This is a genomic window from Streptomyces sp. RK62, assembly GCF_018070255.1.
In the GTDB taxonomy this organism is placed as follows: Bacteria; Actinomycetota; Actinomycetes; order Streptomycetales; family Streptomycetaceae; genus Streptomyces; species Streptomyces nigra.
The window spans coordinates 323,211-337,730 of record NZ_JAGPYD010000008.1 but is presented as its reverse complement, the minus strand read 5'-3'; the positions used below and the strand labels follow the sequence as shown (position 1 = coordinate 337,730).

The following is a 14,520-nucleotide window of genomic DNA, read 5'->3' as shown; positions in this document are numbered from 1 at the left end:
CGCTCATCCACTACACGGCGGCGCCGAGGCGTTCGCGCGCCCGATCCCGCAGCCAGGCGAGTATCTCCGGTACGGCCGGCAGTGCGGCGAAGTGCGCGGCCTCGGGCTTCAGCACGGCGGTCGCCGACGGGATGCGGTCGGCCAGCCACCGGAAGTGGCCGACGGGCGAGAAGGTGTCGCGCTCGCCGTGCCAGAGCAGCAGCGGGACGTCGACGATCTTGCCCGGCTCGAAACCCCAGTCCCGGCGGAAGGACAGCACGTCGTCGAGCCAGCCGAAGGAGGACTGCACGACGCTGGCCTGGTAGTTGGCCAGGAGGAGGCCCCGGATCCCGCCGTGCCCCACCACGGCTCTGTCGGCCGTGGGCATTTCCGGGGTCAGCAGGCTCAGCAGCGACTCCGGGTTGTCCCGCATCGCGTCGGCGTTGCTGGCCAGGTTGGCCTTGAGCCGGTCCAGGCATTCCGCCGAGCCGTCGCGGATGGCCGCGGTGGCGGCCTGGTAGGCGACCACGTTGGATTCGGCCATGCCGTCGAACCAGTCCAGGCCCTCGGCGTCGGGGGGCGCGATGCTGACCAGCGCGGCGGCGCTCGCCACCCGGTCCGGGAGCAGCGCCGCGCAGGCGAGCGCGTGCGGACCGCCTCCGGAGCGTCCGATCACGGAGAACCGCCCGATCTTCAGGTGATCGGCGATGGCCGCCACGTCCGCTGCGGCGTGATCGACGGTGCGGCCCTTCAGCCGGTGCGATTCGCCGTACCCCGGCCGGTCATAGGAGATCAGCCGGATGCCCAGCTTGTACAGATCGATGGCCCGTGGACGCGGCCCGACCCTGCTGCCCGGAGTGCCATGCAGCAAGAACACCGGGTGCCCCCTCGGGTCCCCCGACGTCTCGAAGGAGAGCAGCCTCTCACCATCGCCGCTCTCGACACTTCCCAACACCAGGTGTGCCTCCCGTCGCCAGCGCCGCGGCCGCCCGGAGCGGGACCCAGGGAACCAGCATCCCGCCCGTCAGGGCGCCAGTCGACACACAAACCAGCCGTCTGCAGCGACGGACCATGGGGTTCCTCGTAAGACGCAGTGTCGTACGGTGACGGTTGCGCGTCCCGTGGGGTCGCTCGCACCGACCAAACGGTAGAGGATCCCCACCCGCCGGCGTGGCCAATCCGGCCACGCCGAGGGCCATTCGGCGCAAAATACACGTTTAGTTTGACAGCACAGTGATCACAACGGTCCACGTCGACGAACGTTTCGCGCCGCGGGCCGCATCCCCATGATGGGGTCACCCGACACACCGTGCACCCTGACGTCGCCCGATTCCGTCCCTTCGCTACGGGCGGATCGTCGCCGTGCCGCGCATCACATCCGCCCCGGTGATACACGGCGGCAACACCGGGTGACCGCCATGGGCGAATTCCGGCCGACCACCCACCCCCCGGCCACCTCACCGCCCCGTCCTACCCCCGGGTAGAGTGGCCCGGTCGTCATCACTCACCCGTTCGGGGGAAAGCCGGTGCAATTCCGGCGCTGACCCGCAACCGTGAACCGGTCCCCGCACCGCCGCCCCCGTGGCGGACGGTCCGAGGCCGGTGAGCCGGACCGCCCTGGACGGACGTGACCGGCTCACGTGTCCCGGCAGCCTGCCGGAGCACGGCACCGTCGAGGTATACGGAGCCGAGCCGCCCGGGGGTCCTCCCGTGCTGTCCGGTTCCCCCACAGGGAGAGGGCACCCGCCGATCATGAACGTCCGCCGCAGCGCCGCGGCCCTGGCCGCCACCGTCGTGCTCGGCGCGGCCGCGCCCGCCATGGCCACCGACTCACCGTCCGCGTCGCCGTCGCCGGCCCTCCCCAAGGGGCTGTACGGCACCACCGACCCGACGTACGACGGGGTCTGGCGCCAGTCCCTCGCCCTGCTCGCCCAGGACACCGTGAAGGTGCGGCCCGCCGCGTCGGCCGTGGACTGGCTGACCGGGCAGCAGTGCGCCAACGGGGCCTTCGCCGCCTACCGCGCCGACACCGCCAAGGCCTGTGACGCCAAGGTGATGGTCGACACCAACAGCACCGCCGCCGCCGTACAGGCCCTGACCGCGCTCGGCGGCCACGACTCCGTCACCGGAAAGGCCGTCACCTGGCTGAAGTCCGTCCAGAACAAGGACGGCGGCTGGGGCTACACCCCGGGCGGGGCCAGCGACACCAACTCGACGTCCGTCGTCGTCGGCGCCCTGGCCGCCGCCGGTGAGAAGCCGGCCGACGTCACCAAGGACGGCAAGTCGCCGTACGACGCCCTGCTCTCCCTCGCCCTGCCCTGCGAGGGCGACGACGCGGGCGCCTTCGCCTACCAGCCGGACAAGAAGGGCAGGCTGGCCGCCAACGCCGACGCCACCGCCGCCGGTGTGCTCGGCGCGCTCGGCAAGGGCCTGGCCACCGGTCCCGGCGAGAAGGCCGGCGCCGACTGCGCGAAGGCCGGCTCCCCCGAGCAGGCCGCGGCCAACGGCGCCGCCTACCTGACGCGCGTACTCGACAAGGACGGGCACCTCGTCTCCGCGCTGCCCGGCGCTGAGGACCAGCCCGACTACGGCAACACGGCCGACGCCGTCGTCGCGCTCGCCGCGCAGGGTGGAGCCGACGCCGCCGCCAAGCCCCTCGGCTGGCTGCAGGACAACGCCGCCAAGTGGGCCGCGCAGAACGGCCCCGCCGCCTACGCCCAGCTCATCTTCGCCGCGCACGCCACCGGCACCGACCCCCGCGCCTTCGGCGGCACCGACCTCGTCGCCAAGCTCGACGCGACCGGCCCCGCCCCGCAGAAGGCGGCGGAGCAGACCGCGGACGCCCAGGAGGAGAAGGACGACGACAGCCCGTTCGGCGTCTGGTGGTACGTCGGTGTCTTCCTCGTCGTCGGCATCGGCATCGGCTTCCTGCTCAGCCACCGCGGCAAGGGCGGACGGGCGTGATCCGGCGCGCCCTCGCCGTACTCCTGGCCGCGCTGGTCCTCACGGCCGGCGCGGCCCAGGCCGCCCAGGCGACCGGGTACCGCTACTGGTCGTTCTGGGACCGCGACGGCGGCTCCTGGTCCTACGCGTCCCTGGGCCCCTCGCTGTCCCGCCCCGATGACGGTGACGTCCAGGGCTTCCGCTTCGCCGTCAGCGAGGACTCCCAGGACGCCACCCGGCCCCGGGGCGCGGCCGAGTTCGCCGTCATCTGCGCCCGTACGCCCGCGCGGGACGGCAAGAAGCGGGTGGCGCTGGTGCTGGACTTCGGTACGGCCGCCGACGCCCCGTCGGGCGAGAGGCCGCCGGCCCGGCGGACGGTCTGCGCGCGCGTCGCGCCGGACGCCACGACCGCCGACGCCCTCGCGGCCGTCGCCGGTCCGCTGCGATACGACTCCAACGCCCTGCTGTGCGCCATCGACGGCTACCCGCGCAAGGGGTGCGGGGAGCAGGTCGCCTCGGGCGGGAAGCCGGAGGCGACAAACACTTCCTCCGACGATTCCGACGGCGGTGCCTCGGTCGGTCTTGTGGCCGGTGTCGCGGCCGTCGTGGTTCTGGGGGGCGCGGCGATCTGGCAGGCCCGGCGGCGGCGCGGCTGATGGGTGGGGGCAGCAGCACGCGGAGGGCAAGTGGCCCGGCGGAAGCGGTCGGTCCCGCCGTGCCTCGCGGCGGACGGGTCGTTCGCGACGCTCTGCACCCCGGTGCCTGGTGGGTCTGGGCGCTGGCCCTGGGCACCGCCGCCACCCGTACCAGCAATCCGCTGCTGCTCGCCCTGCTCATCGCGACGTCCGCCTACGTCGTGGCGACCTGCCGGCCCGACGCGCCCTGGGCACGTTCCTACGGCGCCTTCGTCAAGCTGGCCCTCGCCGTCCTCGTGATCCGGCTGTTCTTCGCGGTGGCCCTCGGCTCCCCCATCCCCGGCACGCATGTGCTCGTCACCCTGCCCGAGATCGCCCTGCCCGACTGGGCGCAGGGCATCCGGCTGGGCGGCCGGGTCACCGCCGAGACCCTCGTCCGGGCGCTGTACGAGGGGCTGAAGCTGGCCACGCTCCTCATCTGCGTGGGCGCGGCGAACGCCCTCGCCCATCCGGCCCGGCTGCTGAAGTCCCTGCCGGGCGCCCTGTACGAGATGGGTGTCGCGGTGGTCGTGGCCCTGACGTACGCCCCCCATCTGATCGCCGATGTGCAGCGGCTGCGGGCCGCCCGGCGGCTGCGGGGGCGGCCCGACCGGGGGCTGCGCGGCCTGGTGCAGGTCGGGCTGCCGGTGCTCGAGGGCGCGCTGGAGCGCTCGGTCGCCCTGGCCGCCGCGATGGACGCGCGCGGCTACGGCCGGACCGCCGAGGTGCCGGACCGGGTGCGCCGTACGACCGCCGCGCTCACCCTCGGCGGGCTGCTGGGCGTGTGCGCGGGGACGTACGGGCTGCTGACGGCCGCGGGCGGCACGTACGGGCTGCCGGTGCTGCTCGCCGGGCTGGTGGCGGCGCTGGCGGGGCTGCGGCTCGGCGGGCGCCGGTCGCCGCGCACCCGGTACCGGCCCGACCCGTGGGGGGCGCGCGCCTGGCTGGTCGCCGGGTCCGGCATCGCGGTCGCCGCCCTGCTCACCCTGGCCGCGAGCCGTGAGCCGGCGGCCCTGAACCCGGGCGTGATCCCGCTGGTCGCCCCCACCCTCCCGCTGTGGCCGGCGGCCGCCGTCCTGATCGGGCTGCTCCCGGCCTTCGTCAGCCCCGCACCGAGGAACCCGGCGCCGCGCGGTGCCGCCGCCCGCAAGGAGCCGTCGTGATCCGCTTCGAGAACGTCTCCGTGACCTACGACGGTGCCGCCGAACCGACCGTGCGCGGGGTGGACTTCGAGGTCCCCGAGGGGGAGCTGGTGCTGCTCGTCGGGCCGTCGGGGGTGGGCAAGTCGACCGTGCTCGGCGCGGTCAGCGGGCTGGTGCCGCACTTCACCGGCGGCACCCTGCGCGGCCGGGTCACGGTGGCCGGGCGGGACACCCGCACCCACAAGCCGCGTGAACTCGCCGACGTGGTGGGCACGGTGGGCCAGGACCCGCTCTCCCACTTCGTGACCGACACCGTCGAGGAGGAGCTGGCCTACGGCATGGAGTCGCTGGGCCTGGCCCCGGACGTGATGCGGCGCCGGGTCGAGGAGACGCTGGATCTGCTGGGTCTGGCCGAGCTGCGCGACCGGTCGATCGCCACGCTGTCCGGCGGGCAGCGGCAGCGCGTCGCGATCGGCTCGGTCCTCACCCCGCATCCGAGGGTGCTGGTGCTGGACGAGCCGACGTCGGCGCTGGACCCGGCCGCCGCCGAGGAGGTGCTCGCCGTGCTGCAGCGGCTGGTGCACGACCTGGGTACGACGGTCCTGATGGCCGAGCACCGGCTGGAACGCGTCGTGCAGTACGCGGACCGTGTCGTCCTGCTGCCGTCGCCGGGCGAGCCCCCGGTCCTGGGCGACCCGGCGGAGATCATGGCGATGTCCCCGGTGTATCCGCCGGTGGTGGCCCTGGGCCGGCTCGCGGGCTGGACCCCGCTCCCGCTGACGGTCCGCGACGCCCGCCGCCGGGCGACCGACCTGCGGCAGCGCCTCGGCGACCACACCGTCGCGCCCGTGCCGGCGCCCTCCGAGACGCCCGCCCCGCCGGCGGCCCGTAACGGCACCGGCCGCCGCTGGTTCGGCCGCTCCCGTGCCACGGAGGCGGCCACCCCCATGTCGCCGTACGCCGCCGAGGTGCGCGCGCTCGCCGTGACCCGGGACCGGGTCCGGGCGCTGCGGGGCGTGGACCTCACGGTGTCCCCCGGCGAGACGATCGCCCTGATGGGCCGTAACGGCGCCGGGAAGTCCACCCTGCTCAACGCCCTCGTCGGCCTGGTGACCCCGTCGTCCGGGACGGTGCTGACCGGCGGGTCCGTCCCGCACCGCACCCCGCCGCGCGACCTGGTCCGCCGGGTCGGCCTCGTCCCGCAGGAGCCGCGCGACCTGCTGTACGCCGACACGGTCGCCGGCGAGTGCGCGGCCGCCGACGCCGACGCGGAGGCCGAGCCGGGCACCTGCCGGGCCCTGCTGTCCACACTGCTGCCGGGGGTCCCGGACGACCTGCATCCCCGGGATCTGTCCGAGGGCCAGCGGCTGACGCTCGCGCTGGCCGTCGTCCTCACCGCCCGTCCGCCGCTGCTCCTGCTGGACGAGCCGACGCGGGGGCTCGACTACGCGGCGAAGGCGCACCTCGTCGCCCTGCTGCGGGACCTCGCCGCGCGGGGACACGCCATCGTGCTCGCCACGCACGACGTGGAGCTGGCGGCGGAGCTGGCCCACCGGGTGGTGCTGCTCGCCGAGGGCGAGGTGATCGCCGACGGCCCCACGGCCGAGGTGGTGGTGTCCTCGCCGTCCTTCGCCCCGCAGGTCGCGAAGATCCTCGCCCCTCGGCGGTGGCTGACCGTCGCCCAGGTCGAGGAGGCGCTGGCATGAGCGGCCCCGGGCGGCAGGCCCGCCCCGTCCGGCTCGGACCCCGGTCCGTGGCGGCCCTCGTGCTGGTCGGCGCGGTCGGCGTCGCCGCGCTCGGCTGGCCGTTCCTCGCCCTGCCCGACTCCCAGGTGAACGCCCACGCCCAGGACGCGCCCTGGCTGTTCACGGGCCTGCTGATGCTGCTGGTCGCGGTCGTCGCGGCGACGATCTCGGAGTCCGGGCTCGGTCCGAAGGCGGTGGCGATGCTCGGCGTCCTCGCGGCGACGGGGGCCGCGCTGCGCCCGATCGGCGCGGGCACGGCGGGGCTCGAGCCGATGTTCTTCCTGATGGTGCTCAGCGGACGGGTGCTGGGGCCGGGCTTCGGCTTCGTCCTGGGCTCGGTCACGATGTTCGCGTCCGCCCTGCTCACGGGCGGGGTGGGGCCCTGGCTGCCGTTCCAGATGCTGTCGATGGGCTGGTTCACCATGGGCGCCGGGCTGCTGCCGGGAGCGGAGCGGCTGCGGGGCCGCGCCGAGGTGGCCCTGCTGGCGGCGTACGGCTTCCTGGCCGCCTTCGCCTACGGCACGCTGATGAACATGGCGGGCTGGCCCTATCTCCCGCGGGACACCTCCACGATCTCCCCCGCGCCGGAGCTCGGCCCCCTCGCGAACCTGGCCCGGTTCGCCGCGTACTGCGTGGCCACCTCGCTGGGCTGGGACCTGGGGCGGGCGATCGTGACCGTGGTGCTCACGGTCGCGCTGGGTCCGGCGGTGCTGAAGGCGCTGCGCCGGGCGACACGGCGGGCGGCCTTCGAGAGCCCGGTCACGTTCGACGCACCCGGACGGTGAGCGCTTGTGCGCCGGCCGTCAGGGGCGCGGTGAACCACCCCACATGACCCAGGTCACCTACGACCGTCCTTAGTGGGCCAGAGCGCTGTCATGGCTCCACCAAAAGCCCGTCTGACCTGGGCATTGAGATCCACGTCACATGGACACCCCACCCCCGGCATACGGCCACCACTAGCAAACAGGCTCATTGCGGACATCCGCCGCACCTGTTTCCGTGGAGGACGTCGCACGGCGCCGACGTGCCCTCAGGGCCTCGGCGCCGACGCATGCCGGGCCCGCACCCCAGTGGCCGGCACACCGCGATCCCCGTCCCCGACCGAAAGGTGCTCCGTGTCCGTCGCCTCCTCCTTCCGCCGCCTCTCCGCCCCGAAGAAGGCCCTCGCCGGTACCGTCCTGGCCGCCGCCACGGCCGGCACCCTGCTCGCCTCGGCTCCCGCCCAGGCCGCCACGAGCGACGCCTCCTCGGCCCAGCGGGTCGCGAAGAAGATGATCGCGGACTCGGCCCAGTTCCAGTGCTTCTCGAACATCGTCGACCACGAGAGCGACTGGAACCCGCACGCCACCAACGCCTCGTCCGGCGCCTACGGCCTCGTCCAGGCCCTGCCGGCGAACAAGATGGCCTCGGCCGGCTCGGACTGGAAGACCAACCCCGCGACCCAGATCGAGTGGGGCCTCGACTACATGAAGGACCGCTACGGCAGCGCCTGCGGCGCCTGGGACTTCTGGCAGTCCAACGGCTGGTACTGATCCGGCCGGACCATGAACCGAAAGCGGCGGCCCACGATCCCCGGGTCGCCGCTTTCGCCTGTCATCCGGCGTCGACCCGCAGCTCCTTCACCCCGTTGATCCAGGCCGAGCGCAGCCGGCGCGGGTCCCCGGCGAGGGTGAGGCCGGGCATCGCGTCGGCCACCGCGTCGAAGATCAGGTCGATCTCCAGGACCGCGAGGGACTTGCCCAGGCAGTAGTGCGGTCCGCCGCCGCCGAAGCCCAGGTGGGGGTTGGGGTCACGGGTGATGTCGAAGACGTCCGGGTCGTCGAAGACCTCGGGGTCGTGGTTGGCCGAGGAGTAGAAGAGGCCGACCCGGTCGCCCTTGCGCACCTGCTTCCCGCCCAGCTCGGTGTCCTGGGTGGCGGTGCGCTGGAAGGCCACGACCGGTGTCGCCCAGCGGACGATCTCCTCGGCGGCCGTGGCCGGGCGCTCCCGCTTGAACAGCTCCCACTGTCCGGGGTGGGTGAGGAACGCGTGCATGCCGTGGGTGATGGCGTTGCGGGTGGTCTCGTTGCCCGCGACGGCCAGCATCAGGACGAAGAAGCCGAACTCGTCGGAGCGCAGGCTGCCCTGGTCCTCGGCGGCCACCAGGGTGGTGACGAGGTCCTTCGCCGGGCACCGCTTGCGGTCGGCGGCCATGTTCATCGCGTACGCGAGGATCTCGGTGGCCGACTCCTGCCCGACCTCCTCGGTGATGGCGTACTCGGGGTCGTCGTAGGCGATCATCTTGTTGGACCAGTCGAAGATCCGGGAGCGGTCCTCCTGCGGGACGCCGATGAGCTCGGCAATGGCCTGCAGGGGCAGTTCGCAGGCGACCTCGGTGACGAAGTCGAAGGACCCGGAGTGCCGGCGGGCCCCGTCGGCGATGGCCAGGGCGCGGGCGCGCAGCCGGTCCTCCAGGGCGCGGATGGCGCGCGGGGTGAACATCCGCTGCACGATCTGGCGGACCCGGGTGTGCTCGGGCGGGTCCATGTTGAGCAGGATGAGCCGCTGGGCGTCGATGGCGTCGCGCTCGATGTGCTCGTTGAAGCGGATGATCGCGGTGTTGACGGATGACGAGAACAGCTCGGGGTGCGTCGACACGTACTTGACGTCGGCGTGCCGGGTCACCGCCCAGTAGCCGTCGTCCTGGAACCCGGCGATGTTGCCCCGCTGCGGGATCCAGCGGACCGGTTCGGCCCGGCGCAGCGCGGCGAACTCCGGGAGGGGCACGCGGTGGTGCAGCACATCGGGGTCGGTGAAGTCGAACCCGTCGGGAAGCGCTGGACAGGGCATCGGCGGCTCCAGCCATCTGACGGCTCATCAGAACATGGTCGCGGCGAAGGTAGTAACGGGTTCTACAAGTGGCAAGGGGCACGACAGGCCCAATCCGGGCCGGAATCACCTCTGTTCGCGACTTCGGAGGCTGCAAGACCCTTGCGGTGACGGACCGGGCGTCAGCAGACTGCCTGGAAGAACTAGAACACGTACTAGTTCCGGAGGAGAGCCGAGAGGACCCGCACCCATGGCTGCCGAACCCGTCATCGTCGAAGCAGTGCGCACCCCCATCGGCAAGCGCGGCGGCGCGCTCGCCAACCTCCACCCCGCCTATCTGCTGGGCGAGACCTACCGCGAACTCCTGGGCCGTACCCGTATCCCCGCCGACTGCGTCGAGCAGATCGTCGGCGGCACCGTCACCCACGCCGGCGAGCAGTCCATGAACCCCGCGCGCACGGCATGGCTGACCATGGGGCTGCCGTACGAGACGGCGGCGACGACCGTCGACTGCCAGTGCGGGTCCTCGCAGCAGGCGTCCCACATGACCGCGAACATGATCGCGGCCGGTGTCATCGACGTCGGGATCAGCTGCGGTGTGGAGGCGATGTCGCGGGTGCCGCTGGGGTCGGGCTCCAAGCACGGGCCGGGCAAGCCCTTCCCCGACGAGTGGAACGTCGACCTGCCCAACCAGTTCGAGGCGGCGGAGCGCATCGCCCGGCACCGCGGGCTGACCCGGCGGGACGTCGACGCGCTCGGCCTGCTCTCCCAGCAACGGGCCGCGGCGGCCTGGGCGGAGGAGCGCTTCAAGCGGGAGACGTTCGCCGTGCAGGTTCCGACGACCGAGGAGGAGCAGCAGGCGGGCCAGGGCATGTGGCGGCTCGTCGACCGGGACGAGGGGCTGCGCGACACGTCCCTGGAGGCGCTGTCCCGGCTGAAGCCGGTGATGCCGGCGGCCGTCCACACGGCGGGCAACTCCTCGCAGATCAGCGATGGCGCGGCGGCACTGCTGTGGGCGTCCAAGCGGATGGCCCGCGCCATGAAGCTGCGGCCCCGGGCCCGGATCGTGGCGCAGGCGCTGGTGGGCTCCGACCCGCACTTCCACCTCGACGGGCCGATCGACGCCACCCGGGCCGTGCTGGGCAAGGCCGGGATGAGCCTGAAGGACATCGACCTCGTGGAGATCAACGAGGCGTTCGCGTCGGTGGTGCTGAGCTGGGCGCGGGTCTTCGAGCAGGACCTGGACAAGGTCAACGTCAATGGCGGCGGGATCGCCCTCGGCCACCCGGTGGGCGCCACCGGAGCCCGGCTGATCACCACGGCCTTGCACGAACTGGAGCGCGCGGACAAGGAGTTCGCCCTGATCACGATGTGCGCGGGCGGCGGCCTGGCCACCGGCACGATCATCCAGCGCCTGTAGGCACCGTGTCCCGGCGGCCCCCGCACGGGCCGCCGGTGAACGTTCCCACCCGGTCCGGCGTCTACGAACACGTGCCCGAGACCGAACTCATCAGCAGCCGCACACGCCCCGCCGCCCCCGCGCCGGCGCACCCCGCCCTCCCGCCGTGGCTGCGCCGTTTCCGGGACCGGCACCGCGTCCCGCTGACCGCGACCCTCCCCGCCCTGCCGCTGTACGCGCTGTGGTGGGGCTTCCTCGCCACCGGCGGCGGGGACCTGGCCGCGCAGTACGCGTGGGCCGGGTTCACCGCCCGGCACGGCGGCTCGGCGTACAACCTGTTCTGGTACGGCGGCACCCACACCGCCAACTACAGCCTCATATCCCCGTACCTGATGTCCGCCGTCGGCGTCCGTGCCCTCACGGTCCTCTCCGGGGTCGTGGCGACCTGGCTGGCGGCCGTGCTGCTCACCCGCGTCGAGGCGCTGCGCCGGCCGGAGGGCCCGGCCCTCCTCGCCGCGCTCGCCCTGTGGTGCAACGTGGCCTCCGGACGCACCACGTTCGCGCTGGGCACGGCCTTCGGGCTCGGCGCCTGCCTGCTGCTGACCGGTCGGCGACGGGTCGTCCCGGCCGGTGTCCTCGCCGCGCTGGCGACGATGGCGAGCCCCGTGGCCGGGCTGTTCCTGGCCGTCGTCGGCGCCGCGTTCCTGCTCACCCGGGACCGTCCGCGCGCCCTCGCCCTGCTGCTCCCGCCCGCCGTCACCGTCGCCGCGACCACCCTGCTGTTCCCGTTCAAGGGCGAGCAGTTGATGTTCGCCGACCGGATCTGGCCGCCGTTCGTGCTGGGCCTGGCCGTCACCGTGTTCGCGCCGCGCGACTGGCGGGTCGCCCGCTGGAGCGGCGCCGTGTACGCCGCCGGAACCGTCGTGACGTATCTCGTCCCCTCCCCCGTCGGCACGAACGTCGAGCGGTTCGCCGAGCTGTTCGCGCCCGCCGCGCTGCTCGCCGTGCTGCTGGCCCGCCCCGAGCTGGCCGGCTGGCGCCGCAAGACCCTGGTGGGCCTGCTGGTGCTGTCCGTCGGCTGGGTCGGCAAGAAGACCGGCGACGACCTGTACGTGTCGACCCGGGTGCCCGCCTGGGCCGCCGAGACCCAGGGGGTGGTGCGGGCCCTGGACCGGCTCGGCGCCGGCCGCACCCGCGTCGAGGTCGTCCCGGCCCGCAACCACCGCGAGGCCAGCGGACTCGCCCCGTACGTCAACATGGCCCGCGGCTGGAACCGGCAGCTCGACATGGAGCGGGCCCGCCTGTTCTACGACGGCTCCTTCTCGGCCGGCACCTACCGGGCCTGGCTGGACCGCTGGGCCGTCGGGTTCGTGGTGCTGCCGCTGGGCAAGCCGGACGGCTACGCCGAGGCGGAGGCCCGCCTGATCCGCGAGGACCGGCCGGACTGGCTGGAGCCGGTGTGGCGCGACGCGCACTGGAAGGTCTTCCGGGTGCGGGACGCCGTGCCACTGGTCTCCGGGTCCGCCCGGGTCGTCTCGACGTCCGGCGCCGACCTCGTCGTACGGATGCCGGGGGCGGGCGCCACGACCGTGCGCATAGCCCACTCGCCGTGGCTGCGGGTGGACGGCGGCGGCTGCCTCGCACCGAACGGCGAGTTCACCCGGCTCACGGTCCCCGGACCCGGCGAGTACCGGATCAGTTCGGAGTACGGTCCCGCACGGCGGCCTGCGGATCACTGCGGGGCTGCCTCCGCGCGGGAGTGATGGTGCGGGCGCGTGGGCCCTGGAAGGCGTAGGTCACGGCGAAGCCCGCCGCCACGACCAGCGCGCCGCCCACCGCGTCCAGCACCCAGTGGTTGCCGGTGACGACGATCGCGGTCGCCGTGAGCAGCGGGTGCAGAAGGCCCAGGGCCTTGATCCACCACCTCGGTGCGAGCACGGCGACGACCACACCGCACCACAGGGACCAGCCGAAGTGGAGGGACGGCATCGCCGCGTACTGGTTGGTCAGCTCGGTGAGGGTGCCGTAGTCGGGCTGGGTGAAGTCCTGCGGCCCGTTGACCGTGTCGACGACGCCGAGGCCCGGCATCAGACGGGGCGGCGCGAGCGGATAAAGCCAGAAGCCGACCAGGGCGAAGATCGTCGCGAAGCCGATCGCGGTGCGGGCCCAGCGGTAGTCGACGGGCCGCCGCCAGTACAGGACGCCGAGGATCAGCAGCGGCACCCCGAAGTGGAACGACTCGTAGTAGAAGCCGAAGAAGTCCCGCAGCCCGCCGGCCGCCACCACGGCGTGGTTGGCCCAGCGCTCGATGTCGATGCCGAGCGCGCGTTCCACGGAGAGGATCTGCGCGCCGTGCTCCTCCGCGGTGGCCCGGCCCGACGCCGAGGAGGGACCGGCCGCGGCCAGCCGGATCCGGGCATAGGCGTCGTAGGTGACCCGGATCAGGACGAGCTCGAAGAGCAGGTTGGGGCGGCTGATCGCCCGCCGCAGGAACGGCACCAGCGGGATGTGCTGGAACCGGGACGGCACCGGGTCCGCGTACCGCGTCGGCAGCGGCGTCCGCCAGTACGGCGAGGTGCGCGGCAGGAACGGCACGGCGACGGCGGCGGCCAGCGCGGCGCACAGCACGAGGTCGGCGCGCAGCGGCTGGAAGATCAGCTTGTCCGGCACCAGCGCGTCGGCCGGCAGCGTCATGACCAGCACGATCGCGACCGGCCAGGCGTACCGGTCGCCGGCCCGCCGGCCGACCCGTCCGACGGCGGTGAGCAGTACCCACAGCAGCTGGTGCTGCCAGGCGGTGGGCGACACGACGATCACCGCACAGCCGGTGACGGCGACCGCGAGCAGCAGCTGCCCGTCACGGGCGTAGCGCACGGCCCGGCGCAGCGCGAGCACGGCGACACCGGCGCCGAGGACGAGCAGGAGGGCGATCTCGGGTGGTCCGCTCAGGCCGAGCCGGAGCAGGGCGCCGTGCAGGGACTGGTTGGCGAGGCCGTCGGCGGGCCCGCCCAGGCCGAGGCCGGCGGGGTGGTGGAGCCAGTAGGTCGCCGAGTCACGGGGCATCGCCGCCCAGGCCAGCACCGTGCACCCGGCGAACGCGGCCCCCGTGGACAGGGCGGCCCTCCGTCGCCCGGTGCACCACAGCAGGGGCGTGAACAGCAGCAGCGTCGGCTGGAGGGCGGCCGCAAGCCCGATCAGCGCCCCGCTGAACCGCTCCCCGCGCACGGCGAAGCAGCCGAGGAGGACGAGCAGGACCGGGAGGATGCTGGTCTGGCCGAGGTGGAGGGCGTTGCGCACCGGCAGCGACACCATCAGCAGGCTGATCGCGACGGGCGCCGCGAGCACGGCGGTGCGCCGGCCGACCGGTGGCGGCAGGGCGCGGGCGGCGACCAGTCCGAGGGCGACGACCAGCAGGAGGGTGCCGAAGGTCCAGCCCCAGCCGAGGGCCTCCTCGGCGGCACGGGTCAGCGGCTTGAGGACGAGTCCGCCGAACGGGGTGCCGGTGAACCGCTCGGAGTCGTACAGGGAGCCCTTCAGATGCAGGACGCCGTGCGGGCCGACCCAGGTCTCCAGGTCGGTGAGCCGTTCCCCGCGCGGGGTGCCGAGGACGGCGGCGACCTGGCGGACGGCGAGCACGGCGGCGACGGCCCAGAGGCCCAGCCGCACCACACGCACCCGCGCCTGGACCGTGCCGGCCGCCGTGGCTCCGGGTGCCTCTGCCGGTCGCCCTCGGTGCTCCGCCTTCGCCACGCCTCGTCGGCCTCCCGCCCCGGTCCGCCCCGCATCCGACAGGGAATCCTCAGAACGCCGGACGGCTCGCGCCGCCCCTC

General features: G+C 73.8%; 11 protein-coding genes and 1 riboswitch. Of the genes, 8 read left to right on the top strand and 3 right to left on the bottom strand.

What is annotated here, in order from left to right:
• Positions 1-10 precede the first annotated feature (10 nt).
• Complete coding sequence (locus tag KBY32_RS17945) at positions 11-856, bottom strand: alpha/beta fold hydrolase (RefSeq protein WP_234350806.1); 846 nt, start codon at positions 854-856, stop codon at positions 11-13.
• A gap of 639 nt (positions 857-1,495) precedes the next feature.
• Positions 1,496-1,593, top strand: a riboswitch (cobalamin riboswitch).
• Positions 1,594-1,731: 138 nt separating this feature from the next.
• Between KBY32_RS17945 and KBY32_RS17940 the strand changes: the two genes are divergently transcribed.
• The 6 genes from KBY32_RS17940 to KBY32_RS17915 all read left to right on the top strand — a co-directional run bounded on the left by KBY32_RS17940 (position 1,732) and on the right by KBY32_RS17915 (position 8,015).
• On the top strand, positions 1,732-2,943 hold the full coding sequence (locus tag KBY32_RS17940; protein ID WP_210980739.1) for a prenyltransferase/squalene oxidase repeat-containing protein: 1,212 nt from the start codon (positions 1,732-1,734) through the stop codon (positions 2,941-2,943).
• The gene (locus KBY32_RS17935) at positions 2,940-3,578 is read left to right on the top strand and encodes an SCO2322 family protein (protein ID WP_210980738.1); all 639 of its coding nucleotides are present in this window, start codon (positions 2,940-2,942) and stop codon (positions 3,576-3,578) included. The genes KBY32_RS17940 and KBY32_RS17935 overlap by 4 nt, the downstream gene beginning before the upstream one ends.
• A complete protein-coding gene (locus KBY32_RS17930) occupies positions 3,578-4,759 on the top strand; it encodes an energy-coupling factor transporter transmembrane component T (RefSeq protein ID WP_210980737.1) in 1,182 nt (393 codons plus the stop codon). The genes KBY32_RS17935 and KBY32_RS17930 overlap by 1 nt, the downstream gene beginning before the upstream one ends.
• On the top strand, positions 4,756-6,444 hold the full coding sequence (locus KBY32_RS17925) for an ABC transporter ATP-binding protein (protein WP_210980736.1): 1,689 nt from the start codon (positions 4,756-4,758) through the stop codon (positions 6,442-6,444). The genes KBY32_RS17930 and KBY32_RS17925 overlap by 4 nt, the downstream gene beginning before the upstream one ends.
• Positions 6,441-7,268: an ECF transporter S component gene (locus tag KBY32_RS17920; protein WP_210980735.1), complete on the top strand. Its 828-nt coding sequence runs from the start codon at positions 6,441-6,443 to the stop codon at positions 7,266-7,268. The genes KBY32_RS17925 and KBY32_RS17920 overlap by 4 nt, the downstream gene beginning before the upstream one ends.
• Positions 7,269-7,598: 330 nt before the next feature.
• Positions 7,599-8,015 carry a transglycosylase SLT domain-containing protein gene (locus tag KBY32_RS17915; RefSeq protein WP_055620725.1) on the top strand — a complete coding sequence of 139 codons (417 nt, stop codon included), beginning with the start codon at positions 7,599-7,601 and terminating at the stop codon, positions 8,013-8,015.
• A 61-nt stretch (positions 8,016-8,076) separates the two neighbouring features.
• Here KBY32_RS17915 and KBY32_RS17910 read toward each other — a convergent pair whose 3' ends face one another.
• Positions 8,077-9,312, bottom strand: a complete 1,236-nt coding sequence (locus tag KBY32_RS17910) for a cytochrome P450 (RefSeq protein WP_210980734.1) — start codon at positions 9,310-9,312, stop codon at positions 8,077-8,079.
• Positions 9,313-9,541: 229 nt separating this feature from the next.
• Here KBY32_RS17910 and KBY32_RS17905 point away from each other — a divergent pair, with 229 nt between their 5' ends.
• Both KBY32_RS17905 and KBY32_RS17900 read left to right on the top strand, forming a co-directional pair.
• Positions 9,542-10,711 carry a steroid 3-ketoacyl-CoA thiolase gene (locus tag KBY32_RS17905; protein ID WP_210980733.1) on the top strand — a complete coding sequence of 390 codons (1,170 nt, stop codon included), beginning with the start codon at positions 9,542-9,544 and terminating at the stop codon, positions 10,709-10,711.
• An 89-nt stretch (positions 10,712-10,800) separates the two neighbouring features.
• Entirely contained in the window at positions 10,801-12,453 is a 1,653-nt protein-coding gene (locus tag KBY32_RS17900; RefSeq protein WP_374224956.1) for a hypothetical protein, read from the top strand.
• On the opposite strand, the gene KBY32_RS17895 is transcribed toward KBY32_RS17900, so the two are convergent.
• Positions 12,386-14,440 (bottom strand): bifunctional glycosyltransferase 87/phosphatase PAP2 family protein, encoded by a 2,055-nt coding sequence (locus KBY32_RS17895; RefSeq protein WP_210980731.1) that lies wholly within the window; start codon positions 14,438-14,440, stop codon positions 12,386-12,388. The two genes, KBY32_RS17900 and KBY32_RS17895, sit on opposite strands and share 68 nt — an antisense overlap.
• Between the last annotated feature and the right edge of the window lie 80 nt (positions 14,441-14,520).